Source organism: Pararhizobium sp. P1_E7 (assembly GCF_056405855.1).
Genome location: NZ_JBFUBH010000003.1, coordinates 239,726 through 264,482 on the forward strand (window position 1 = coordinate 239,726; position 24,757 = coordinate 264,482).

Consider the following 24,757-nt stretch of genomic DNA (forward strand, 5'->3'; position numbering starts at 1 on the left):
CAGTACCGCCGCTCGCGATTCGGCACGTGCATGGCCGGTACTATGAGCGTTCATTAAATCGAAGTTTTATCGGTTTGTCAGGTATTGCGTTCATTTAACTTGCGTTTCGTCTGAAATAAAGCCGTTGCGGCTGCGGCCGATTGTTGTAACCGAGACGCTTTCTCTTGCTGCAGATTTGTTGCGGGGCGGCGGGCGAACCGCTACAGCGCCGCGCGTCATTCATGACGCGACACGGTCGCTGTAGCACTTTAAATTTGCTGCATAATTTTCCTTAAATCGATTCCGATTTAAGGAATTATGCAGTAGAAAGGGCACCGTAACGACGGCGGTATCCTTGGAAGGTGCTGAAATGGCTGCGAAACTCTCTGTGAACCTGAATGCGATCGCCATGCTGCGAAACCGGCGCGATCTTCCCTGGCCATCCGTTACCGGACTTGGCCGGATCGCCCTTGAAGCGGGCGCCAGCGGGCTCACCGTGCATCCGCGTCCGGATCAGCGCCACATCCGGTTCTCCGATCTGGCGCCGATCCGCGCATTGATCGATGATCTTTATCCTGAGACCGAATTCAACATGGAAGGGTTTCCGAACGAGGAGTTTCTGCAACTCGTCGAGCGCCACCAGCCCGAGCAGGTGACGCTGGTGCCCGACGATCCCGCGCAGGCGACGTCCGATCACGGATGGGACTTCCGCAAGAACCACAATCTGCTCGGCAATGTCGTTGGGCGGTTGAAGAAGGGCGGCTTTCGCGTGTCGCTGTTTGCCGACGGCGATCCGGATCTCGAGGCGCTGACGATCGCCAGGGAAACCGGTGCCGACCGGATCGAACTCTATACCGGGCCTTATGGCGGATGCTACGACGATCCCGAGCGCGGCGCGGTTCTGCTTGAAGAATTGGGCCGGACCGCCGATCTCGCTGCGACCTTGGGACTTGGGGTCAATGCCGGCCACGACCTGACGGTCGCCAACCTGCCGGCACTTGCTACACGGATTTCCAATCTGGCCGAAGTCTCGATCGGCCATGGTTTGACCGCCGAAGCGCTGGAATACGGCATGGCGGAAACCGTCCGCCGCTTCTGCCGCGCCTGCGGCCAGGTCGTCTGACACCTGCGGAAGAGGGCTCCGCGTGTGCGGAGCCCTCTGTCATTTAGCCGAGCAGCACTGCCTTGCTGGCCGCCAAAAAATCTTCGAGACTGGTCAGCTTCTGGCCGGAAAGCCTGCCGGCATCGGCTGTCACCATGTCGATAAGGCCTTTGCGCGTGTTGGTGTCGAACGAGACGACGACGGGGATGATGAAGTCGGGAAGGCCGGCTGCCTTCAGGCCGCCTGCGAGTTGTTCGTCGGTGACGTGGATGACCTCAAGCGGCTTTCCGGTGACCTTCGAGACAAGCGCTGCGACTTCATCTGCCGTATGTGTCTTTTCGCCGGTCAGGGTAAAGGTCGCACTTTCGCTCGAGCCTGACGCGAGAGCGCCCGCCGTTGCCTTGGCGATATCGGTGCGGGCGATATGGGCGAGCTTTCCCGAACCGGACGCGCTGTACCATTTGCCTTCGCTCAACGCATGCGGCAGAGCCATGAACAAGTTTTCCATGTACCAGCCATTGCGCAGGATGGTGTAGGCGATCCCGGTTGCCTTGATCGCATTTTCGGTGCCGAGATGGTCCGGCGCAAAGGGGATGACCGAGGTCTCCGGGTTTGGCATCGAGGTGTAGAGGATATGCTTGGCGCCTGCCTTTTGTGCTGCGGCAACGGCGGCCAGATGCTGGCGCAGGCGCTTGCCCGGTTGGTCGAGCGCATCGGTGGAGATGATCAGGATGCGGTCGGCGCCCTTGAAGGCGGCATCCAGCGACGCGGCATCGTCGAAATCGGCAGCGCGGGTCTGCACGCCCTTTGCCGCATAGCCGGCGAGCTTGTCCGTATCGCGGCTGGTGGCGATGATGTCTGTCGGCGCAACCTTTCCGGAGGCCAGCAGTTCGTCGAGCACGAGACGGCCGAGTTTGCCGGTGGCACCGGTGACGAGGAGGGTTTGCGACATGTTCATTCCTTTGTCTGTCAAATGGCGCCCGGTTTGTTGCCGAAACATCCTGTTTGAGATATGGTTCCTAATTGAGACCTTCTCTAATTTCGTTATCTGCTGGCGGATGTAAAGGAGGCAGTTTTTTATGCGGTGGTTACGTGAAGGATACCGAGCCCCATGAACAAGATGACCGGAAAGACCGAAGGCGAGCGGGTGATCGTCGTGATGGGCATGACGTTTTCGCGGGACCAGTGTCCGGTCCGCGACGTCATCGACAATATCGGCGGCAAATGGAACACGCTGATGATTCTGGCCCTGGCCGAGGGACCAATGCGGTTTTCGGCACTGCGCCGTCTGATCCCGGATATTTCCCAGCGCATGCTGACCCAGACGCTGCGCGACCTGCAGCGGGACGGCTATATCGGCCGGGAGGTCTTTCCGACCCAGCCGCCGAGTGTCGAATACAGCCTGACCCCGCTCGGCCAGTCCTTCCTCGTGCTGGTCCGGGGGCTGGTGGACTGGTCCATGCAGCATCATCAGGCGATCCGTGCGGCCCGTGTCGCGTATGACGCAGCTGCCTGAGGATACGATCCGCGCTTGTGGGCTGGACGGTTCGTCACGCACGCTGTTAGAGATGCGGCCGAGGAAGCGTCCGGATAGGCATTGATGAAACAGCTCGATATTGGCGTGGTCGGCGCGGGGCCTGCGGGACTGGCGACGGCCCTTTTCCTGTCGCGCTCCGGTCACCGGGTTGAAATCCTCGAACGCTTCGATACGCCGGCACCGGTCGGTTCGGGCCTGTTGATGCAGCCGACAGGTCTGACGGTCCTTGCCGCTCTCGGCCTGTTCGATACCATCCAGTCACTTGGTAATCGCATCGACCGGCTGCATGGTGCCGATGCCGTCAGCGGCCGAACGGTCCTTGACGTGCGTTACGATGCGGCACCGGGCGGGCGCTACGGGCTGGCGGTGCAGCGCGCGGCTCTTTTCAATACGTTGCATGATGCGGCGCTTGCCGACGGCATCGCCATTCGCACGGGGATCAATCTGGTCTCGACGGCACAGCGGGCAGGCCGCGCTGTGTTGATGGATCAGGCGTTGCAGGATGCCGGTGACTACGATCTGGTGATCGATGCGAGCGGCGCGCGCTCGATGCTGGCTGCCGGTTCCACCTCGGCGCCAGCTATTCGCGACCTGACCTATGGCGCCTTCTGGGCGACGCTGGATGGCGCGGGCGCGGACTATGACCGAACCGCGCTGTCGCAGCGCTATGACAAGGCCAAGGTGATGATCGGATTGTTGCCGGCCGGGCGCGCTGCCGCCGGCGATCCGAACAAGGTGGCATTTTTCTGGAGCTTGAAGATCGCCGATGCCGAGGCGGTCAAGGCGGCTGGACTTGGGCAGTGGAAGTCGCTCATTCAGGGCTACTGGCCGGAATGTCAGCCGTTTCTCGACCAGATCGACGATTGGGACCAGCTGACACTGGCGCGCTACGCCCACCGGACCGCGCTGCCTCCCTATTGCGGCAATGTGGTCTTCATCGGCGACAGCGCCCATTCGACCAGTCCGCAACTGGGGCAGGGTGCCAACATGGCCCTGCTCGATGCGGCAGCGCTCAGCTATGCGCTGGCCACTTGTGCCGATATTGCCTCCGCTCTGGCCACCTATGCACGCGCCCGGCGCAATCATGTGCGGTTGTTCCAGATGCTGTCACTCGCCTTTACGCCGTTCTACCAGTCGGATTCGACCGCGATTGCCTGGGTGCGTGACCGGCTGGTTTCGACCATCGCAAAGGTCCCACCGATGCCGGGGCTGCTGGCTGCGATCGTTGCGGGTACAGTGATCGATCCGTTCGTATCTGCCGGTTTGACGGAATATGACTGGCTTTCACAGGGATATCAGGCCGACAGGGCATTGCCGCAGGTTGAGGCCGTCAAATCCAGTGCCCAAATCTGACCGGTCAGATCCTTGCCGAAGGAATGGTGGGCTTCTTCCTTCTCCAGCGTAAACCCGGCCGCGACATAGATGCGGCGCGCGGAGACGAGGATATCGTTGGTCCACAACTCCAGCCGCCGGTAGCCGGCGCTTTTGGCAAAGCGGATGCATTCGTTGACCAGCCTCGTGCCCAGGCCCTGACCGCGCGCAGCACTGTCGACGTGGAGAAGACGAAGTTTCGCCGTCTCTTCGCTGCCCCCCTTGACGAGAAAAATGCTGCCGAGGAATGTGCCGTCGCTTTCCGCGATCCAGCAGCGTTCGCGGGCGGAATCGAAGTTGCGGATGAAGGCTGCGCAGATTTCAGCGACCAGCGCTTCGTACTCGCCGTTCCAGCCATAGGTTTCGGTATAGGCTCTTGCCTGGCTTGCGATCACCATGCCCATGTCGCCGATCCGGTGCGGCCGGATGGTGATGGAAGCCGGGGCGCTTTTGCCACCCGACAACAGCAACTGCACGGACGCCATGGCGGCGCCAAGATCCCGGCGCTGCTGTTTCGCAATCGGCTCGAGCAGGGCTGCGATGCGCTGGCGTGAGCGCTCTGCCAGATCGGCCGCCACACCCAGGCCGCGCGGCGTCAGCTGCAGCAGCCGGCCACGGCCGTCCGCCGGGTCTTTCGTGGTCTCGATGAGGCCGGTATCGCCAAACGATTTGAGCATGCGGCTGAGATAGGCCGGGTCGAGTAGGAGCTCTTCCGTCAGTCTGGATGCGGATGTGGTGCCCTGGGCGGCGAGCTCGTAGATCACCCGCGCTTCGGTGAGTGTATAGGGCGTTTCCATGAAGGCGCGGTCGAGCACGCCGATCCGCTTGGTGTAGAACCGGTTGAAGGCGCGGATCGCCTCGATCTCGTCATTGCCGATTTCGGCAAAGGCTGAGTGTGACAACGCTCGGTGTGACGATTCTTGGTGTGACATGGCACTCTCCTTTGAATGCCATGATCGCAATTTATTTGACTGAGTCAAGTATTATTGAGGCAGTCTCAGGCAGCCTGCTTGCCGCTCTGCGAAACGCCTTCAAGCGCGAATTCGACGGCTGCATCGGCATGGATCGCGGTCGAATCGAAACCGGGCAGGGGCAGGTTTTCCGGATCGAGAATCAGGCAGATCTCGGTGCAGCCAAGGATGATGGCATCGGCACCATCGTTTTTCGCCCGTTCGATGACGGCCATCAGCGCGGCCCGCGAGGTGTCGAGGACGACGCCGGCGCAGAGCTCGTTGAAGATGATGTCGTGAACGAGGGTGCGATCTTCGGCATTCGGCACCATGACATCGACGCCGTCGGCTGCCATGCGGCCGGTATAGAAGCCGTGTTCCATCGTGTAGCGCGTGGCGAGCAGCAGCGGACGCTTGATGCCGGCGGCCTTCATCGATGCCGCGGTTTCGTCGATGATGTTGATCAGCGGCACGGCAATCGACGCCTGAACCTCGTCGGCGATCAGGTGCATCGTGTTGGTGCAGATCAGAACGCAGCCGGCGCCAGCGGCCTCCAGCCCCTTCGCGACCTCGGACAGGCGCTTGGCCGCGTCGTCCCAGCGGCCGGCCTTCTGCATGTCGACGATGGTCTGGAAGTCGATGGAATGCAGCATGACTTCGGCGGAATGCAAGGCCCCGAGACGCGCGCGCACGGCCTCGTTGATCATCCGGTAATAGACTGCCGAGCTTTCAAAGCTCATTCCACCGATGAGGCCGATCTTGCGCATGATGCCGTTCCTGTTCCGCTTGCGTTTGTTGATGCTGCAATTGTCGCCGATGTATGGCGGAAAGAGTTCGCTTTGTTGGGTGACATCGCATTTGTTTGCGCGTATTTTTTGCGCGATTTGAGTTTTTGGCGCAAATTTCTATCGAGTGCGTCAATGGGATGGGGAGAATAGGGCGTGCTGGACGAAAGGGACCGGAAGATTCTATCGTTGCTGCAGGAGGATGCCAGCCTGTCTGTTGGCGATCTCGCCGACAAGGTCAGCCTGTCGGTCTCGGCCTGTTCGCGCCGCATCCAGCGGCTGGAGGAGGCCGGCTATGTCGCCCGGCGGATCGCGGTTCTCGACCGCGACAGGATGGGCGTGCCGACCACGGTCTTTGCGCTGATCAAGACGGCGCACCATGCCGATGACTGGATCGACACATTTCGCAAGGTGATCGCCGGCATCCCCGAGATCGTCGAGGCACACCGCCTGACGGGCAATTACGATTATATCCTCAAGGTCGTCCTGCCGCGTGTCGAGCACTATGACGTCATCTACAAGCAGATCGTCCGCAAGGTCGAGCTGTTCGATGTCTCGGCCTCGATCTCGATGGAGATTTTGAAGAGTGGCATGGCCGTGCCGGTGGACTACGCACGATAAGCGAAAACGTGCGGCATAGCTTCGGGACGCACCGCCCTTGTGTGCACGGTTGCCATGCCGAAAGCGCAGTTGTGTATCGGTGCTGAAGCGTAGAGGCTACCTGTCAAACAGGAGAACAATCATGCCGCATGAGAATCTTCACCATGTCGTTGTCGTCGGTGGCGGGTTCGGTGGCCTGCAGCTGGTCAAGGATCTCAAGGGTGTGCCCGTCAAGATCACCCTGATCGACCGGCGCAACCATCATCTCTTCCAGCCGCTGCTCTATCAGGTCGCAACGACCCTTTTGGCGACATCCGAAATCGCCTGGCCGATCCGCCTGTTGTTTCGTGATCGGCCGGAGGTCACCACGCTGCTGGCGGAGGTGGAAAGCGTCGATCCTGCGGCCAGGACATTGGCCCTGAGGGGCGGCGAGACCATCCGCTATGATACGCTGGTGCTGGCGACCGGGGCGACGCATGCCTATTTCGGCCGTGACGACTGGGAGCCCGTGGCGCCGGGGCTGAAGACGCTGGAGGATGCTACCACCATTCGCCGGCGCCTGTTGCTCGCCTTCGAGCAGGCCGAGATGGAGACCGATGCCGAGGCGCGGGCAGCACTTTTGACCTTCACCATCGTCGGCGCAGGGCCGACGGGCGTCGAGCTTGCCGGGATTATCGCCGAACTGGCGCATGTCACCCTGCCGCAGGAATTCCGCAATATCGATACGCGTCAGACCCGGGTGATCCTGGTCGAGGCGGGGCCGCGCGTGCTCGCGAGTTTTGCCGAAGAACTCTCGGTCTACGCCCAGACCGCGCTCGAAAAACTGGGCGTAGAGGTTCTCATCGGCGAGCGGGTGACGGAGTGCAGCGCCGGGGGCGTGATGATCGGCGACCGCTTCGTCGGCAGCCGGACCATCGTCTGGGCGGCCGGTGTTCAGGCCTCTCCCGCAGCAGAGTGGCTGGGCGTGCCGGCCGACAGGGCAGGCCGCGTCATCGTCGAGAAGGATTTGAGCGCGCCGGGCTTGCCGGATGTCTTCGTCATCGGCGATACCGCGTCTGTCATGGAGGGCGACGGCAAGCCGGTACCCGGTATCGCGCCTGCCGCCAAGCAGCAGGGCGCCTATGTTGCAAAGCTCATCAAGGTAGGGCTGGCGCAGAAACCGGCGCTGCCACCCTTCCGCTACCGCCATCAGGGCAGTCTTGCGACCATCGGCCGGCGGTCGGCGATCATCGATTTCGGCCGCTTCAAGCTGACCGGCGCCCTGGCCTGGTGGATATGGGGCATCGCCCACATCTATTTCCTGATCGGCACGCGCAGCCGCTTCGTCGTCGCCTGGAGCTGGCTGTGGATCTATCTCAGCGGCCAGCATACGGCGCGGCTGATCACCCAGAAGGAAACGCTGCAGACGGCACCACCGGATGGCGGCAAAAGCAGATGACCGCGTCGCCTCCAGCGCCTCCGGTGATCCGGCGCGGGATGTCCCACGCGCCGGATGGCTAAAGGTATCGATTACGGAATGATCCGCTGCCTGCGCATCTCGCGAAACACCGACGGGAACATTTCGCCGGTCTGCACATAATCATGGAACCCCAGCCGGCGCGCCTTGGTTCCATCGGCGAAGAAGTCATAATTCCAGCTGAACACCGCATCTCCAAAACCCCAGGAGGAGACGGCTTCATAGGGGTGATCGGCGAGCCCGTATTTCTTCTTCATCTCTTGCCAGAGCGCTGCCTTGTCCGCCATCACCACGTTGAGCGACATCGGCAGCGGCGCCGCTGTCTCCATCTCGAAGAAGCGCGCGATCTTTGGCCACATCTCGTTCCACCGGAACAGGTCGCCATTGGTGATGTTGAAGGCCTGGTTGGCACATTGCGGATTGGTCGCCGCCCAGACGGTTGCCCTTGCCAAAAGCCCGGCATCGGTCATTTCGATCAGCGTATCATAGGCGCCGGGCTTGCCGGGGAAGCGCAAGGGGAGCCCGAGTTCCTTCGACATCGAGGCATAGAGACCGATGACCATCGCAAGATTCATCGGATTGCCGGTGGCGTCGCCGACGACGACCGAGGGGCGCAGCGCCGACCATGTCCAGGACTTGCCCCGCTGCTCGCTTTGCAGAAACGCCTGCTGGTCCATGTTGAATTCCGGCGGCATGTGATTGTCTTCGTCCTCGTGGGCGGGCGTCTTGAAGGGGCCGAGATGGGCGCCGTAGACCTTGTAGCCCTGCATCAGGCTGACATGAGCAAGGTTTGGCGCCACCCGCTCGACGGCGGTGACGACGTTGACCAGCATGGCGAGGTTGGGCTCGACCAGCTCGGCCCAGGTCGGGCGCTCCTGATAGGCGGCGTAGAAAATGTGAGTCACTTCCGTGAGATCGGCGAGTTTGTTGAAGCAATCTGCCGGGTCGAGCAGATTGACCGATATGTGCCTGATCTTCCCGGTCGAGGCGCCGCCGCGCCGGGAAAGGCCGATGATCGACCAATCCTCAAGCGTTTCCAGATGCCGGGCGAGATTGCCGCCGATGACGCCCTGGGCGCCGACGATGAGGGCGGTTTTGCGCTGATTGTCCATGACGGTCTCCTGATGTGCCGATGCATGAGATATGGACGCGCCTCGATTTGAGAACTAGACAACGATAAGGCACAGGATTTGTGAGGTGAGGGCACAATGGCGCGGCTGGATATCAATCGCTCCGGCGAGATGGAAGTGTTCGTGCGGGTGGTCGATCTTGGTGGCTTCTCGGCAGCTGCACGGGATTTCGCCATGACGCCCTCGGCGGTGAGCAAGCTGGTGACCCGGCTGGAAAGCCGGCTGAATGCGCGGCTGGTCAACCGCTCGACACGCAAGCTGCAGCTGACGCCGGAGGGCTGCCGTTACTACGAACATGGCGTTCGGGTGCTGGCCAATCTCGATGAGGCGGAGCGTGCGGCTGCCGCTGCCGACAGCCCGAGCGGGCGCATTCGTGTCAGCACCAATGTTCCTTTCGGCCGGCACGTGCTTTTGCCGGTCGTGCCGGATTTCGTGGCGCAGTTTGCGGATGTGTCGCTCGACCTGTCGCTGACCGATCATGTCGTCGATCTGCTGGAGGATCGCACCGATGTCGCCGTGCGGGCAGGGCCACTGAAGAGTTCGGCATTGATGGCGCGAAAACTGGGTACCGTGAAAATGCATATTGCTGCGGCGCCCGCCTATCTCCAGCGCAAAGGCGTACCCCTGCATCCGGACGATCTGGCAGGGCACAATCTGCTCGGCCCCAATTATGTCCGCGCCAGCGGCGGCTGGCCGTTTTCCGACGATGGCATCGACGTGACCATCAAGCCGGCCGGCTGCATACAGGCGAGCGACGGGGAGGCCCTGCGGGAGCTTGCGCTGGCTGGCGCAGGGCTGGCGCGGCTTGCCGATTTTCAGCTGCGGCAGGATTTTGCCCGTGGCGCGCTGGTACCGGTGCTGGAAAAGTTTACGCAGTCAGACAGCGAGGAGGTTCATGCGATCTTCCTCGGTCAGGGCGGACATATGCCCGCGCGGATACGGGTGTTTCTGGATTTCCTCGCCGAGCGCTGCCGCGTTAGCTGAATCCTGTCGCGGAGCGGACATCGTGCCGTCGTTCTTGCATTCCAAGAGCGTCAGATGCCGGAATGACAGGATTGCTGTAATCGCGTTGCCGCCGGTCTCGACCGAAAGACAGTCACTGGTTGTTGATGCTGATCACCGCCCAGTGGGATGAGCTGCAATCGCCATTGTCGCAGACATTGCTCATCCAGACGGCACCGTCCGCCAGCATCACGCCGTCGCTGTTGACGAAGAGCTGGTCGAAAGTCTGGCCTGCAACGGCATCCCTTGTGTCCTGGGTCACCAGCGTGTCGAAATTCTCGACGAAATCATCCGCGTTCTGGATCTCATAGCTTTCGCCATTGGCCGCAACCCGCAAGGGATATTCGGCAAGCCCCGCGATCGTTGCCGCATCGTCATTGCCCATCGCTTCCACCAGGCTGAGCAGCGGCTCGCTCAGGTCTCCGGCATTGCCATGCAAAGATTCGATCCGGTTGTAGACTTCCTCATCGGATTGAGCCGACGCCGAAACCGGCAGAAATGAAAGGGTGGCGGCCAAAAACAGGGCGGCTTTATTCACTCGAAGCATGAAGACTCCAGGGTAGACGATGATGTTAGCCGCACATTAGCGGAGCATCCTTGGAAACGAAACGGGGACGGGAGCGTCCATTTCGGGGTGAGTGCTGTTCTCCCCATGACGTTTGGCGGCGCGGCAATATTCGATGTGACTGCTCCTCAATCTTGCGGGAACACGGCAGTTCAAAATCCTTCCAAATCAGGCTTGACCGGTCCCCGGCTTTGCGGCATAAGCGGCGAACCGTACCGTACGGTACTGTGAATGGAGATGATTTTTGCAGCTTGCCGCCCACCCGCACCAGCCGGACTATTCGCCACGCCAGAACGATGTTCTGGACAGCGCGCTGCGTCTGCTTGTCGATGGCGGGGAGAAGGCGCTGACGACGGCGGGTGTGGCGCGGGCCGCCAACTGCTCGAAGGAAAGCCTGTACAAATGGTTCGGTGATCGCGACGGTCTGCTGTCGGCGATGATCGGCTTTCAGGCAAGCAAGGTGCGGACGTTCGACGATACCGCCGAAACGCTGACGGCGGCGGCGCTGCAGGAGCACCTGGTGCTGTTTGCGCGCGATCTGCTGGAAGTTTTGGGCGGCGATGTTTCGCTGGCGCTCAACCGGCTGGCGATCGGGCAGGCGAGCCGCGACGGCTCCAAGCTCGGATCGATGCTGCAGGAGCGCGGCCGCCGGCAGATCGGCAAACGCGCGGGCGCGCTTCTGGAAGCGGGGCGGGATGCCGGACTTCTGGTGTTCGGCGACCGCGACGACGCCTATGATACGCTGTACGGCCTGATCGTTTCCGATCTGCATCTGCGCATGCTGCTCGGCGAGGACAGGGACCGCATAGTCAAGGATTTCGGCCGCAGGGCGCAAAAGGCGGTGTCCGCCTTTCTTCGCCTCTACGGCAGTGAAAAGAGTTCGGCCAGGTCCTGAGGGCGGCCGGAAGAGTTTATAGAGAGACAAGCAAAGGGAAGGAAATTACAATGCGCGTCTATTACGATCGTGATGCTGATCTCAACCTCATCAAGTCCAAGAACGTCGTTATCGTCGGTTACGGTAGCCAGGGCCGCGCCCACGCGCTGAACCTGAAGGACAGCGGCGCGACCAATGTCGTCATCGCGCTCAAGGCCGGTTCCGCCACCATCAAGAAGGCCGAAGCCGATGGCTTCAAGGTCATGACCGTTGCCGAAGCTGCCAAGTGGGGCGACCTGTTGATGATGGCGACCCCGGACGAGCTCCAGGCCGACATCTACAAGGCAGACATCGCCGGCAACATCCGTGACGGCGCTGCCATCGCCTTCGCGCACGGCCTCAACGTTCATTTCGGCCTCATCGAGCCGAAGGAAACGCTCGACGTCGTCATGATCGCACCGAAGGGCCCCGGCCACACGGTTCGCGGCGAATACCAGAAGGGCGGCGGCGTTCCCTGCCTCGTTGCCGTCGAGAAGAACGCTTCCGGCAATGCGCTTGATCTCGCTCTCTCCTACGCCTGCGGCGTTGGCGGCGGCCGTTCGGGTATCATCGAAACCAACTTCAAGGAAGAGTGCGAAACCGACCTCTTCGGCGAACAGGTCGTTCTGTGCGGCGGTCTGGTCGAGCTGATCCGCGCCGGTTTCGAAACGCTGGTCGAAGGCGGCTATGCGCCGGAAATGGCCTATTTCGAGTGCCTGCACGAAGTCAAGCTGATCGTCGACCTGATCTATGAAGGCGGCATCGCCAACATGAACTACTCGATCTCCAACACGGCCGAGTGGGGCGAATACGTCTCGGGTCCGCGCATCATCACGGCTGAAACCAAGGCTGAAATGAAGCGCGTTCTCACCGACATCCAGACCGGCAAGTTCACCTCCGACTGGATGCAGGAATACCGTTCGGGTGCGGCCCGCTTCAAGGGTATCCGCCGCATGAACGATAACCACCAGATCGAAGAAGTCGGCGCCAAGCTGCGCGGCATGATGCCGTGGATCGGCAAGAACAAGCTGGTCGACAAAGCCAAGAACTAATATTTGCTGCATAGCGGCATCGTAGTGTTGCATTGCACTATAAGTATAGGCCGGGATTGTATTTCTCGGCCTATTTCTGTTTTTTCTATAGTCTTTGGAACTTAGGGGTTTCTAAGGTATTCTTGACCTTAGGAGGGTACCCCATGGCTACGTTCTTCTATCATTTCGCAACCTTCGACGTCGTGATCATTGGCGCTATCGTCATGCTGATCGCACTTAGTTACTACGGCYGGGAAGTTTGAATCCGGAACTGCTGGCGGAAGACTTGTGAAATCGGCGGCAAAATTGTCCACGTCAAAGAGCTTCCTCGTTCGCTCTTCAACGTGGCCAAAACCGCATGTCGCGTCCGACGCAACCGGGGACTACAGGACGAAGAAATCGCTGGAGCCGAGGCTCAGGTTCTTGTCGAGAAGTGCGAACTGCACCTGCGCCGTCCCGCCTATCCCATCCAAATCGTAAAAGAGTTTACCGGACGTCGCATCGTAGATGATGTGGTCCGAGCTATCCTTCGCCGATGTGCCGATACGGAACTCCGTGGATGTCATGCTGCTTCCAAGCGCCTTGAAGATCGCGTCGTCGAGGCCAATGAGGTCTTTCGCCGCATCGAAGCTTTTGATGCGGTCGATATTGCCCGAGCCCAGCTTGGTGTCGAATGCGAAAGTGTCCGCTCCGCTCTTGTGTCCCGTTAGCGTATCGGCACCGATCTTCCCGTTCAGCACCATCGTGTCGCCACGGGCCACAATGCTATCCGCGCCGGAGCCGCCGTTCACGGTCACCGTGTCGCCGGCGGCGACCTTGAGCGATCCGAGTGAGGCATACCGCGCCATATCGAATACGAATGCGTTGTTCGTTGCATCGATCGTGTCTACTCCGGTGGTTTTGAGCGCCGAGATCTGGGCGGCCGTCAGCGACTGAATCTTTGCACCGGTATCTGTGAGCGTCACCGTATCGCCGGCATCGATGACAATGCCTGCTGCCGTCAGTGCCTTGGCTTGATCGACGGTGAGAACGAGCTTGTTGTCGCTCGCGTCCAGCCGGTCGAAGCCTGCGCTATCAAGCAAATCAATCTGCGCGACCGACAATGTTTTCAGGTTCGCGCCCGTATCGACGACCGTTGCGGCATCGCCGGACGCGATGCTCAAACCCGCTGTCCCAAGGACCTTCGCCTGGGCGACAGTCAGCGAAAGCATGTTATCGCTCACGTCGATGCTGTCGACGCCCGTTGCCTTCAGGGAAGATATCTGGGCAGCCGTCAAGGCTTTGATTTTTGCCCCGGTGTCTGTGAGCGTCACCGCATCGCCGGCTGCGGCGACAATGCCCGCTGCAACCAGGGCTTTGGTCTGATCGGCCGACAGAGACAGTTTGTTGTCGGTCGCGTCCAGCTTGTCGATGCCGAGTGCATCAAGGGCAGCGATTTCCGCCGTGATCGATGCCTTCAGGTTCGCGCCCGTATCGGTGACGGTGACGACATCGCCGGATGCAATCTTTCGGCCCGCAGCAACAAGTGCACGGGCTTGCGCGAGCGATAGCGCAATGGCGTTGTCGGTCGCATCGATTGTATCGACGCCCGTTGTCTTGAGCGCTGAAATCTGCGCAGACGACAGCGTTTTCAAATTGGCGCCCGTGTCTGTCAGCGTCACCGCATCGCCGGAAGCGATGGTGATGGCGGCTGTTGCCAGCGCCTTTGCCTGTGCGAGGGAGAGGGACAGTTTGTTGTCGGTCGCGTCCAGCTTGTCGAAACCGGCCGTGTCGAACCGCGCGATGTTTGCTACGGATAGAGTTGCCGCCAACTGCGCACCGGTGTCCGCGAACGTCACGACGTCGTTGGCCGCGAATTTGATCGTGAACGACGTAAACCACGATGCCTGGTCAGACGAAACCGACACGACATTGTCCGTTGCATCGACAACGAGCCTATTCGGATCGGGCACGGTGCCGAAGGCCCTCGGTATCAACGCGCCGATATCCGTGACCCTGATCGTGTCAATCATTTCCAGGTAGCCGGGTGACAGAAATCTGGCCTCCGCCGTCGTGATGTCAAGCGTAATGGTGTCTGCCTCCATCAGAGTGATACCGGCGGTGCTCAACGCGTCGAGTTGGACATAGGAGAGGGCAAAGGCGTCCTTGGCGTGGAGTGTGACGCCGGCGTCGGTAAGCGAACCAAGCGTCGCAATCAGTTCTGCGGTCAGTGCGGCGATCGCGCCAGGAGAGTCGTCGATCACAACCGCCGGCTCGACAGCAAAGGAGCGTTCGGCTGCGGTGACGGCCTGCTGGATGCTCCAGGTGAGTACCCCGCCGCCGTCAACCACGAGTTTGTCAAGCCCCGCGGCTTCGAGCGCAATCATGTTCTCGACGGAAAGGCCGCTGATATTGTCGGCCGTATCCTCGATGTGAACCTGGGTCGCTTCTGCAAAGGCCACTCCACCCTCGACCAGTGCCAGTGCGTGTTGCACGGTAAGCGCCATCTGACCGCTTGATGCCGAGACCAGGTTGACGCCGACCCCGCCGAGCTTGAGCAGATCCGATACCGGCAAGGCGTCCAGCGTCTCGGTCTGTAGCGTTACCACGCCGCCAACGAAGTGCAGCCCCTTGTCGAAGGCGGCAAAGAGGGGAGCTGCGCTCTCGAACGTGACCGCGTTGTCCAGGACGTACAGCTCATCGATATAGAGACCATCCGTGCCGATCTTGTCGAAATTGATGGAGGCCATATAGGCGAGCGCATCGTTGCTCGCCATCAGCGTGACCGTGTTGCTCGCCAGAAAGTGCGTGCCCCCGCCGCTCAGCATGTATTGTGCCTGAGCGAACGTCACCATTCCCGGATTGTCCGACGAGTTGAAGTCGATAATGTCGATCTGCGCCGAGGAGAACAGTTCGAGTGTGCTCGGAGAAAGCGCGGCGAATTCGTCTGCAGTCAGCGACAGGGTGTATGTGTCGTCTTGCGTAAGCGGTATGCCGCTTTCCGCGATGAGTGTTGCCTGGGCGACCGTGAGCGTGAGACTGTCCGTCCCGGAAAGTTGGAGGGGATCGATGACATCGACACCCGCCGCGCGCAGGGTGCTCAATTGATCCGCAGTCAGCGCGGCGATGTTCTCTATGCTGTCGGCCAAGGTGATCGGGTGATCATCGCCAAATTTGAGGCTTGTGGAAGCGATCGTCGCGGCCAGAACCGCGTTCATCGACAACGCATCAGTCGGTGCGATCATCTCGATGGAATTCAGAACGAGCGATGCGAAGTCGGTCTCGGAATAGGCGGCGATATTTTCGGGAGTGTCTGTGAGCGTCACGGTGCCCGCTCCGCCGAAGGTCACTCCGCCGGCAATCGCCGCGAAAATCGTCTCGGCCGAAAGGATCAGGTTGCCTTCGGTTACGTGGATATGGGTTATGTTCGGCGCCAGGCTCAACAGATCGATGAAATCGTCGGCGGAAAACGCGGCGAAATTCTCGGCGGTATCCCTGACCAGGACAAACGAGCCGGTGGAGATCGTGTAGCCGGCTTGTGCCGCAAACAGCGCGGGGGTAGCCGAGATTGCCGGGTCCCCGAAATTCACCAGACGAAGCGTATGAATGCCGGTGGCGTAAAAATTCTCGAAATCACTGTACGACAGAGTCTTCAACTCGCTGTCGATGGTCTGAAGCTCGCCCGCTATGCCGTCGGTAAAGTGAATGCCCGCCTCAACGACGGCCTGCAGTGATGATACGAGAACTGTGATGGCTCCGCTCCCCGAGCCGACGATGTCGACCCCGGCGTTGCCAAGCAATGTGTAGCCTTGTGCCGAGAGGTTGTAGGTATAATTCGTCGTGTCTATAAAGGTGAGGCTCCCGCTTCCCTCGAACGTCACGTTCGCGACTGCAGGATTGATCTGCCAGCTGGTGATCGTGATATCGCCACTCGGCGCGAACACGTTCACCCCTTTGGAGACGAAGTCGGAAAACTCATCGGCACCCAGCGCTGCGATGTTCTCGGGCGTATCGGCGATCGTGTAGTTTCCGGACCAGGAACCGAGCGCTGCGAATTCCGCAATCGTATACGTCGTCATGAAACTTTTTTCCTTTGCATCAGGCTCGCTTTGCCGAGCTCCAATATGCTGCATGACTGCGGGCAGCGTGCCCGAGGGCCATGAAAGGTTGCGGGAGGCAATTCTTCTAAAACTTAAAATCGGGCCGAGCTTAACTACCAAATTCGTTTCGAATCTATTTACGGGCAGCTGATTGGCGTGGCCATTTTTGGTGACGTTCTGCGATAGGACAAACGCAGATCGATGGGTAGGAGCTCGTCGTCTCGAAAGGCGCTGCCATGAGGCGGGCTCTCACAGAGAAGACGAGAATATTTTAGTGAAATCAATATGTTCTGTGTTATCACGCCTACTTGACTATGAGCTGGCGCAGCGGTTCAAGGCACCGGATTCCTTCCGGCCAAATAAGGCTAACAAGGCGCGGTCGTTGACCAAATCTGATGAGCCGCAGGTGATGCCGTCGCCGGGTGACTTGGCGGGTCGCGGCGCCATTTTCCTGCGTGAATACTGAAGGTTTAATCGATCTCAGATTGCAATATTTTCTGGTCATCCTGCTGGCGGCTTCCATTGACAGGTTTCTATGAGCGGTGATCATGGGGGGCTGCCTGAAGAGCCATTTCGGAGGAAGATATATAGGTCAGCATTATTGACTTAATAAGCGCGGCGTGATGTGCTCCGGAAAAAGCATAATCTGAGGAAACTTCCATGCTCGATTGGGAAAATATCTTCGCGACGCGCTCTTCACGGATGCGCGCTTCGGAAATCCGTGAACTGCTGAAACTTTTGGACCGGCCCGACATCATCTCCTTTGCCGGTGGCATTCCGGATCCGGCGCTGTTTCCGGATGAGGAATTCAAGACCGCCTATGCCGATATTTTCGGCGGCCCGACGGTCAGCGCAGCGCTGCAATATTCGGTCAGCGAAGGCTATCTGCCGCTTCGCCAATGGCTGGCCGGCCGCATGGCGGACATCGGCATTCCGTGCGAACCGGAAAATATCCTGATCACCTCAGGCTCGCAGCAGGCGCTCGATTATCTCGGCAAACTGTTCCTGTCGCCCAACGATACCGCTCTGGTTACATGGCCGACCTATCTTGGTGCGCTGCAGGCATTCAACGCTTATGAGCCGGCCTACGATCAGCTATCGCCGGCGGGCAACCGCACGCCGCAGACCTACCGCGATGTCGCGGCAGAAGCGGGCGGCCGGGTGAAGTTCGCCTACATGTCGGCCGAGTTCGCCAACCCGACCGGCGAAACGCTGGACCTTGCAGCGCGCGAAAAGGTTCTCGACCTTGCCGAGGAACTCGATATCGCCGTTATCGAGGATGCCGCCTATCAGTCGCTGCGTTATGACGGCGAAGCCGTGCCGCCGATGCTGGCGCTCGAGATTGCCCGCAAGGGTTCGATCAACGAAACCCGCACGATCTATTGCGGCAGCTTCTCCAAGACGCTGGCGCCCGGTCTTCGCGTCGGTTTCGTGGTTGCGGCCATGCCGATCATCCGCAAGCTGGTGCTGATGAAGCAGGCGGCAGACCTGCATTCGTCGACCATCAACCAGATGGCCATCTGCCATGTTGCCGAGCGCGGCTTTGATGCGCAGGTCAACAAGATCCGCGCCGTCTACAGCAAACGGCGCGACGCCATGCTGGCCGCCTTGGCGAAATACATGCCGAAGGGCGTCAGCTGGACGGTTCCGGAGGGCGGCATGTTCGTCTGGCTGACCTTGCCTGCCGGCATGGATGGAGCGGATCTCCTGGCCAAGTCGCTGGTGTCCGCAAAGGTTGCCTTCGTGCCCGGCAAGGCGTTTTTCGCCGATGGTTCGGGTGCCAACACCCTGCGTGTCAGCTTCTCCTGCGCCGACGAGGCGATGATCGAGGAGGGGATTTCCCGTCTCGGCGGCCTGATCGGCGCAGAAGCAGCGGCGATTGCCGCCTAACTTTCATCTGCGAGGCAGGCGAGAGCCGCCTCGTAGATCACATCAGGCAGCACGTCGAAGGTATAGGGCATGTGGACGCGTTCCCATTTCTGATGGTAGTCGCGCCCCCACGGCCCGATATTGACCACCGGATAGGACAAAAGTCCGTCCGGGGCTTTGTCGATGAAGGCCTGGCAGGGGGTGTTGCCGGACAAAAGCTGCGTCTGTCCCGCTGCCGGGCGATGCCCGAAGAAGCTCATGTCGGAAATGCCGGCGAAGAACTGTTTCGCCTTGATGCTTGTCCGGTGCCGCTTCGCGCATGTTTCTGCGGCCGACATCATATTGCGCTCGAAAGCACGGCCGCGATCGCCGGCGCTGTCCAGATGGACGCGCGGATAGTGCAGGGTCGAGAAACCGACGACCACCAGAGGCCCTTCCAGACCCGCCTCGGCCAGTGTTGCCGCAACGATCTGGCGGGTGGTCGACAGCGGGTCTTCACCGCCGGACAAGGATTGATCGAGCGCCTCCAGCCGGCCGGCCGCGGCTTGTCCGCCATGAGCGACGGCCAGGCTGTGCAGCTCGGCGTAGGACAGAACCTGTCCCTGATGGGCTTCTGCGCGGCCTGAGCCCTGACGCGCAAAGAACGCCTTTGCATTCCGTGTCTGTGCGTCGAGCGCCGTTTGCATGGCATTTGCCGCAATCGCGCGAAACTCGGCGAGAACATCTTCCGGGGTGCGCCGGTGCGTCAGCCAGTTGAACGACAGCCAGACATGCGCGGGCGTCGTCACCTCATATCCATGGCGCACATCCTTGGCTTCCAGGCAGACCGGTGCCGGCGAAATCTCCCCATGGGCTTCATCGCAAAGCGCGCTGTTCATCTCCATGGCGCGCATGATCTCGGCGCCGATCAGGTGGGCGCTGACGCCGTCGAAGGCATAACCGGCATGGGTGGGGCGGCCGGCAACGAAGGCGAACGGAGAGAACTTGCCGACCGAGCCGAGATAGACGGCGCGGCCTTCTTCGCCGTCGCCATCATCGCCGCTGGCATCGAGATTGATGCCGCCGATCATGTCGAGATCGAACTTTTCGGCGATGGCGGGCAGGGCATCGCGTAACGCGCGCATGCCGCGCGACCGGTTCTCTTCATCGGGCGTCGCGACGAACAGGAGATTGCCGGGTGGTTCGTCCAGTTCGGCAAAGCGCTCGAGAGCGGCGATCCCTGCGGCAAGGCCGCTCTTCATGTCGAGCAGACCGCGGCCCGCGAGGAAATCGCCGGTCATGAGGTCGCTCAACGCCTTGTCTTCCGCCGGATTGCGCGTTTTGGCGGTGAGTTCGTCGATCAGGGCCTTGGTCAAGGCTTCCGGTTCGCAGGCAAGCGACACCAGCGAACCATAATTGGCGATCGAGACGGTATCGAAATGGCCCGCCAGAACCAGGCATCGCCGGCCCTTTCCGCGCACCAGCGCCAAAACGTTTTGGCGGGCGGGTGCGCCGTGGCTATCCAAAGCCAGCAGATTTTCCGGGTGCTTGCGAAAATAGGGCGTGCCGCCGAGCAGTTCGATCAACCGGCCGGAGAATGCAGCCTCGCCGTCGCTTTCCGTGACACTGGGCCACCGCGTCATTTCGACGGAGAGTTCGCCGGCGCGCGACAGCGAATTGCGGAGAGACGTGCGGTCGGCAGACGGCATTTTCGGCGATCCTCTAGCGATTTGAGTAGCCCCCTAATGACGAGGCTGGTGAACTCTAGCGGCCAGCTCCATAAAGCGAAATGGCAATATTATGGAAAATTGCTTGATATTTTGAGCAAAATGGCAGGGTATGTTGCCATAATAGCAAGGGTACACTCATGGACAGCACAGACCGGCGCCTGTTGGCAATTCTCAGGACCGATGGCCGCGCCTCGATTTCGAAACTGGCAGAGCTTCTGAAAATATCACGCGGCACGGTGCAGAACCGGATCGACCGGCTGACTGCCGACGGCGTTATCGCCGGATTTACGGTGCGCATCGCGACGGCGGAAGACCCGCATGCCGTCCGGGCCGTCATGCTGATCGAGATCACCGGTCAGAAAACGGTCTCGGTGGTCAAGACGTTGCGCGGCATTCCGGAAATCCGGGCGCTGCACACGACCAATGGCGCCTGGGACCTCGTTGCCGAAATCGAAACCGAAAACCTTGCCGCGTTCGACCGCGTCCTGCGCCATGTGCGGGCGCTGGAAGGCGTCTCCAAATCGGAAACCAGCCTGTTGCTGACGACGATCTGAGCGGCACATTCCATCCGGCAGACATGACGCGTAGCAGCCTGACTTCGCTCTGGGACAACTGGTTACGGCCAGGCGCGGCTGTGCTATTGTGTCATCAACCAGGTTCTGCAGGAGCCCAGGTGACCAACAGGGACACTATCGAGTGGTGGAGATGTCCGTTCAGCGCCGTCTTGCTGCCATCCTTGCCGCCGATGTAGTCGGTTACAGTCGCCTCATGGGCGTGGACGAGGACGGCACCTTGGCGGTCGTGCGGAACCTCCGCGCCGAAGTGATCGAAACTAGGATCGCCGAGCACCAAGGTCGGCTGTTTAAGTCTATGGGGGATGGCTTTCTCGCGGAATTCCCCAGCGTCGTGAAAGCCGTGGCCTGCGCAGTTGCATTACAGAAGGATATGGCAGCACGGAACGCAGAGCTGTCAGAAGACCAAGCCATCCAACTCCGCATTGGCGTCAACTTGGGGGATGTGATTGCTGAGGATGGCGATGTTTTCGGTGAAGGCGTGAACGTCGCTGCGCGGATCGAGAGGCTTGCCCCGGCGGGCGGCATTGCAGTCACCGGCATGGTTCATGACAACGTAGGAAGTCGCCTTGATCTCTCGTTTGAAGACATGGGTGAGCAGCAACTCAAGAATATCGCCCAGCCGGTCCGGGTCTATAGTCTGGGAGCTCCCTCAGGAACATCGGTGCGACCAACAGCGGTAGAACGAATCAAACCGTCCATAGCAGTACTGCCATTTACCAACATGAGTGGTGATCCCCGGCAACAGTACATTTCCGATGGGATCACCGAGGATATCATTACCGAACTCGCCCGCTTTCGCGGCCTATCCGTAGTAGCTCGCCACGCGTCGTTTCATTTTGCCAACAAAGGAAAAAGTCATATCGAAGTAGCGCGGGAACTGGGCGTTGCCTATGTAGTTGAGGGTAGTCTACGCAAATTGGGCGACCGAATACGCATCACAGCCCAGTTGGTCGATGCCATAACCGGCACTCACGTCTGGGCCGACCGCTACGATCGCGATGCGCAGGAAATCTTCGCTGTCCAGGACCTTGTTGTGGCCGCAATCGTAACAATGCTGGAGGGCCGTATGTACGCTGCAGAAGCAGCAAAAGCCCGTGCAAAACCAACTACTAGCTGGTCGGCTTATGACTGTCTGTTACAAGGCCGCAATCTATGTGACCATCAGCGTGATGCCGAAGCCGTACCCCTACTTGAGCGGGCAGTTGCCGTCGATCCGCATTTTGCACTTGCGCATGCCTGGCTGGCGATAGCTCTTACCATCAGCAATATCATTGTGCTCGATGACGATCAGATGRCCAAGGCTGAGAGCGCTTCGAAACAAGCGCTGGAACTCGATGCCAACGACGCCACGTCTCATTGGGCAAGAGCGCTCTACTACCTTTGGACAGGGGACCATGACCGTTCACGCTTCCATTTTGACAGGGCGCTGACGCTCAATCCGGCGGATATACAGATTAAGGGCGATTACGCGAACTGGCAGCGCGCCAGTGGCAGGCCGGCCGATGCGTTGGCCACAATCGATGCCGCCATAGGCTTGGGTCCCTTCGTGCCCGATTGGTTTGCAGCGATTCGCGGCCTGACGCTCTTTGACCTCGCTCGATATGCTGACGCAGTCGAAGCGCTCGAGAGTGTCCCTGTACAACGCTCCAGTGGCCTCTTGTACCTAGCCGCCGCGCGCGCGCAATTGGGCGACTTTACTGGTGCAAGTGAGATGATCGCCAAGGTGAAGCTGGTGAAACCGGATTTATCGCTTCGGAATGTGATCCAGGTACTGCACTACGCACGCCCTGAAGCTCAGCAACACTTGATTGATGCCCTGCGGAAGGCGGGGCTGCCGGAGCAGTATGTGCGCCCCTTGCGAGCAAGTTGAGTTAACTTCTGCTCGTGGCCCATTGCTTCTTTTCGCTGCGCTGCAAACGTTGGTCGCTTTCGGTGCATAGCGGACGCCGGCAAGTCGTCCGCCCGGCTGATTTATGGGTTTGCGGCCTAGTCAGGGGCGAAACTCATGCACCGGCAGTCGCCGCATCTGATAGCCGACGCCATGATCGCAGCCGTCCTGCCTATACGCAAGCCATGCCAGTCGCGGGACATCAAAAGGAAAGGGGCGCTTCGACGCTCCCCCAAGGTGCTGTCCCCGCTCAGTCCTTTGCAAGCACGATAACGCGGTCGGCTGCGCTATAAAGCAGTTTCCCGGACTTTGAGGGATTGACGGTGACGCCGCCGAGCCGGCGCAGGTCCGTATCGCCGTCGCGCTGGCGGCGGTAGCCGATCGCCACCTCGCCGCGTCGCAGGGCGGCAAGGCAGATCGTGTAGAAGGTGACGGGTTCACCAATGGCGACATAGTCGCTGACCGGCCGCATATAGATTTCCGATCCGTCTTCATCGAGAAGTTCGTCGAAAATTGCCGCCATGCGCTCGTTTTCGGAAGCCTGCGCCAGCATCAGGCTGACCAGCTTGTTGCTGACGACGAAATCGTCGGCGCGGGTGACTTCCGCCAGCTCCCGGTTGCGCACGTCGGTCATCTCGCTGACGACGCTGATATGGCGGCCCGCCTGTTCGGCGATCTTGCGCAGCTGCAGCAGCGTCACCAAAGTCCGGGTGTCGGCCGGCTGCGGCGCCATATGGTCGCTGTAGCCGAGAACCAGAACGTGATCGTAGCTTGGAATGTCCAGCGCATCGAGTTCGCTGCGGTTGCTGGTGTCGATGACGCGGTAATCGACGGACATATTGCCGTTTGCCACTTTGAGAGCCGCGATTTCATCCTCAAGCTCCGGCGTGTCGGCGGCAATCGTCAGCAACGAGCCGGATGCGACGTAACGCGAGAGTTCGAAGGTGATGATCGGGCCGCGACGGTTCCAGCCGAGAAGCAGGGTTCGTTCCGGCCCCTGTTCGCGCGCTGCCACCGGAAGAATGGCGTTCTTCTCGATATGGATTTCATTGTTTCCGGATTTGATCGCGGCATCGTCCTCGGCGATGATGACGGCGCGTTCGCCCGGCTTGAAGATACGGCCCGGCGGTGGATTGAGATGCACCTGGCCGGCCTCGTCGCAAAGGCCAATCAGGGTCGAGGTCTCATAGGCCATGACGGCGGCGGCAAAGCTCTTGCCGGTGATATCGGGCTGTTCCAGCGTATAGATCTCGCAGCCGTCGAAATCGAGCAGTTCGGAATAGACGGCGCTCAAGCCCGACTGGCGGCTGGAATGCACGACAATGCGGGAAATCAGGTCGTCGGCCAGAATGAGCTGCAGTTCGGCTCCGCCGACGATGCGGGCGACGTCGGCGTTCTTGCTGTCGCGGATCTCGGCAGCGATCTGATAGGGCTTGGCGCGCCGGTTGGGGGCGTTCACAAGGGCCAGGATGCTCTTGATCACCTGTGAGTCCGGGTCGTCGCCTTCGGGCGACAGCACGATGACGGAGCGCGATGTCTCCGGGTTGACGATGTTCAGGTCGTAGAGATCGGTCGGATCGCCGCTGCGGCAGATGATCCTGGTGTTCTTGAGGTCGGCCACCTTCGTGGCGATCTCGTCCTCCATCTCCACCTTGTCCTTGTGGGCCATGATGACGATGCGCGGCTTCTTGCGGCTGGTGTTGGCGATGACCAGTTCGGAAATCACGTCGAAGATCGAAGGGGACCAGTTGAGGATGATCGTGTGGTCGTTTTCCAACACCTGCGAGCGGCCCTTGCGCAGCTCCTCAAGCTTGTTTTCAAGACCGGAACTGAGCACGCCGATCAAGGCCGAGAACACGAAAATGCCGGCAATCGTGACGAACAGGGACACGCCGCGAAAGCCCCAGCCGAGGTCGCCACCCATGGCGCCGGCATCCATGGTGCGCATGAGCGATTCCCAGGTGCCTTCGATAAAGCTTACCGGTTCGCCACCGTCCGGTGCGATCTTGGTGATGGCGAGAAAGGCACCGGCAACGATGATGACGATGAGTGAAATGACGGTTAGCCAGCCGATCAGCGCAATCGGTCCCGCGGCCATGCTCTTGTCGAACTCATAGCGCAGCCGCGCGCCCCATGACGTATTCTTGTTCATCGATTCCCCTCGGCCCCGCTTATGCGCTTTGCATCCGCATTTGCAGATATTCCTAATATATTCA

The 24,757-nt window shown here is 60.3% G+C and carries 19 protein-coding genes; 11 read left to right on the forward strand and 8 right to left on the reverse strand.

Annotation, left to right across the window (positions count from 1 at the left end):
• Positions 1-349 precede the first annotated feature (349 nt).
• Entirely contained in the window at positions 350-1,102 is a 753-nt protein-coding gene (locus AC1D17_RS05780; RefSeq protein ID WP_477564458.1) for a pyridoxine 5'-phosphate synthase, read from the forward strand.
• Between the two features lie 43 nt (positions 1,103-1,145).
• Here AC1D17_RS05780 and AC1D17_RS05785 read toward each other — a convergent pair whose 3' ends face one another.
• On the reverse strand, positions 1,146-2,033 hold the full coding sequence (locus tag AC1D17_RS05785; RefSeq protein WP_477564459.1) for an SDR family oxidoreductase: 888 nt from the start codon (positions 2,031-2,033) through the stop codon (positions 1,146-1,148).
• A 159-nt stretch (positions 2,034-2,192) separates the two neighbouring features.
• Between AC1D17_RS05785 and AC1D17_RS05790 the strand changes: the two genes are divergently transcribed.
• Both AC1D17_RS05790 and AC1D17_RS05795 read left to right on the forward strand, forming a co-directional pair.
• Positions 2,193-2,597 (forward strand): winged helix-turn-helix transcriptional regulator, encoded by a 405-nt coding sequence (locus tag AC1D17_RS05790; RefSeq protein WP_477564460.1) that lies wholly within the window; start codon positions 2,193-2,195, stop codon positions 2,595-2,597.
• Between the two features lie 84 nt (positions 2,598-2,681).
• Entirely contained in the window at positions 2,682-3,971 is a 1,290-nt protein-coding gene (locus tag AC1D17_RS05795; RefSeq protein WP_477564461.1) for an FAD-dependent oxidoreductase, read from the forward strand.
• Here the strand turns inward: AC1D17_RS05795 and AC1D17_RS05800 are convergent.
• Entirely contained in the window at positions 3,914-4,921 is a 1,008-nt protein-coding gene (locus AC1D17_RS05800; RefSeq protein ID WP_477564462.1) for a bifunctional helix-turn-helix transcriptional regulator/GNAT family N-acetyltransferase, read from the reverse strand. The two genes, AC1D17_RS05795 and AC1D17_RS05800, sit on opposite strands and share 58 nt — an antisense overlap.
• A 65-nt stretch (positions 4,922-4,986) precedes the next feature.
• Positions 4,987-5,706, reverse strand: coding sequence for an aspartate/glutamate racemase family protein (locus AC1D17_RS05805; protein WP_477564463.1), 720 nt, complete (start codon positions 5,704-5,706; stop codon positions 4,987-4,989).
• A 174-nt stretch (positions 5,707-5,880) separates the two neighbouring features.
• Here AC1D17_RS05805 and AC1D17_RS05810 point away from each other — a divergent pair, with 174 nt between their 5' ends.
• Positions 5,881-6,345: an Lrp/AsnC family transcriptional regulator gene (locus AC1D17_RS05810; RefSeq protein ID WP_477564464.1), complete on the forward strand. Its 465-nt coding sequence runs from the start codon at positions 5,881-5,883 to the stop codon at positions 6,343-6,345.
• A 121-nt stretch (positions 6,346-6,466) separates the two neighbouring features.
• Positions 6,467-7,762: an NAD(P)/FAD-dependent oxidoreductase gene (locus tag AC1D17_RS05815; protein WP_477564465.1), complete on the forward strand. Its 1,296-nt coding sequence runs from the start codon at positions 6,467-6,469 to the stop codon at positions 7,760-7,762.
• Positions 7,763-7,833: 71 nt separating this feature from the next.
• On the opposite strand, the gene AC1D17_RS05820 is transcribed toward AC1D17_RS05815, so the two are convergent.
• Positions 7,834-8,892, reverse strand: a complete 1,059-nt coding sequence (locus tag AC1D17_RS05820) for an SDR family oxidoreductase (RefSeq protein ID WP_477564466.1) — start codon at positions 8,890-8,892, stop codon at positions 7,834-7,836.
• 96 nt (positions 8,893-8,988) lie between these two features.
• Here AC1D17_RS05820 and AC1D17_RS05825 point away from each other — a divergent pair, with 96 nt between their 5' ends.
• Positions 8,989-9,894 (forward strand): LysR family transcriptional regulator, encoded by a 906-nt coding sequence (locus AC1D17_RS05825; protein ID WP_477564467.1) that lies wholly within the window; start codon positions 8,989-8,991, stop codon positions 9,892-9,894.
• Between the two features lie 112 nt (positions 9,895-10,006).
• On the opposite strand, the gene AC1D17_RS05830 is transcribed toward AC1D17_RS05825, so the two are convergent.
• Positions 10,007-10,459 (reverse strand): hypothetical protein, encoded by a 453-nt coding sequence (locus AC1D17_RS05830; RefSeq protein WP_477564468.1) that lies wholly within the window; start codon positions 10,457-10,459, stop codon positions 10,007-10,009.
• Between the two features lie 262 nt (positions 10,460-10,721).
• Between AC1D17_RS05830 and AC1D17_RS05835 the strand changes: the two genes are divergently transcribed.
• Positions 10,722-11,372 carry a TetR/AcrR family transcriptional regulator C-terminal domain-containing protein gene (locus AC1D17_RS05835; RefSeq protein ID WP_477564469.1) on the forward strand — a complete coding sequence of 217 codons (651 nt, stop codon included), beginning with the start codon at positions 10,722-10,724 and terminating at the stop codon, positions 11,370-11,372.
• Between the two features lie 50 nt (positions 11,373-11,422).
• A complete protein-coding gene (gene ilvC, locus AC1D17_RS05840; protein ID WP_264223688.1) occupies positions 11,423-12,442 on the forward strand; it encodes a ketol-acid reductoisomerase in 1,020 nt (339 codons plus the stop codon).
• A gap of 362 nt (positions 12,443-12,804) precedes the next feature.
• On the opposite strand, the gene AC1D17_RS05845 is transcribed toward ilvC, so the two are convergent.
• A complete protein-coding gene (locus tag AC1D17_RS05845) occupies positions 12,805-16,479 on the reverse strand; it encodes a hypothetical protein (RefSeq protein ID WP_477564470.1) in 3,675 nt (1,224 codons plus the stop codon).
• A 681-nt stretch (positions 16,480-17,160) separates the two neighbouring features.
• Here AC1D17_RS05845 and AC1D17_RS05850 point away from each other — a divergent pair.
• On the forward strand, positions 17,161-18,390 hold the full coding sequence (locus AC1D17_RS05850) for an aminotransferase-like domain-containing protein (protein WP_477564471.1): 1,230 nt from the start codon (positions 17,161-17,163) through the stop codon (positions 18,388-18,390).
• On the opposite strand, the gene AC1D17_RS05855 is transcribed toward AC1D17_RS05850, so the two are convergent.
• Positions 18,387-20,057 carry a M20/M25/M40 family metallo-hydrolase gene (locus tag AC1D17_RS05855; RefSeq protein WP_477564472.1) on the reverse strand — a complete coding sequence of 557 codons (1,671 nt, stop codon included), beginning with the start codon at positions 20,055-20,057 and terminating at the stop codon, positions 18,387-18,389. The genes AC1D17_RS05850 and AC1D17_RS05855 overlap by 4 nt on opposite strands.
• A gap of 158 nt (positions 20,058-20,215) precedes the next feature.
• Between AC1D17_RS05855 and AC1D17_RS05860 the strand changes: the two genes are divergently transcribed.
• Together AC1D17_RS05860 and AC1D17_RS05865 are read left to right on the forward strand one after the other, a co-directional pair.
• On the forward strand, positions 20,216-20,632 hold the full coding sequence (locus AC1D17_RS05860; RefSeq protein ID WP_477564473.1) for an Lrp/AsnC family transcriptional regulator: 417 nt from the start codon (positions 20,216-20,218) through the stop codon (positions 20,630-20,632).
• Between the two features lie 151 nt (positions 20,633-20,783).
• Positions 20,784-22,523, forward strand: a complete 1,740-nt coding sequence (locus tag AC1D17_RS05865; protein ID WP_477564505.1) for an adenylate/guanylate cyclase domain-containing protein — start codon at positions 20,784-20,786, stop codon at positions 22,521-22,523.
• 268 nt (positions 22,524-22,791) lie between these two features.
• Here the strand turns inward: AC1D17_RS05865 and AC1D17_RS05870 are convergent, their stop codons facing one another.
• Positions 22,792-24,693 carry a CASTOR/POLLUX-related putative ion channel gene (locus tag AC1D17_RS05870; RefSeq protein WP_477564474.1) on the reverse strand — a complete coding sequence of 634 codons (1,902 nt, stop codon included), beginning with the start codon at positions 24,691-24,693 and terminating at the stop codon, positions 22,792-22,794.
• Between the last annotated feature and the right edge of the window lie 64 nt (positions 24,694-24,757).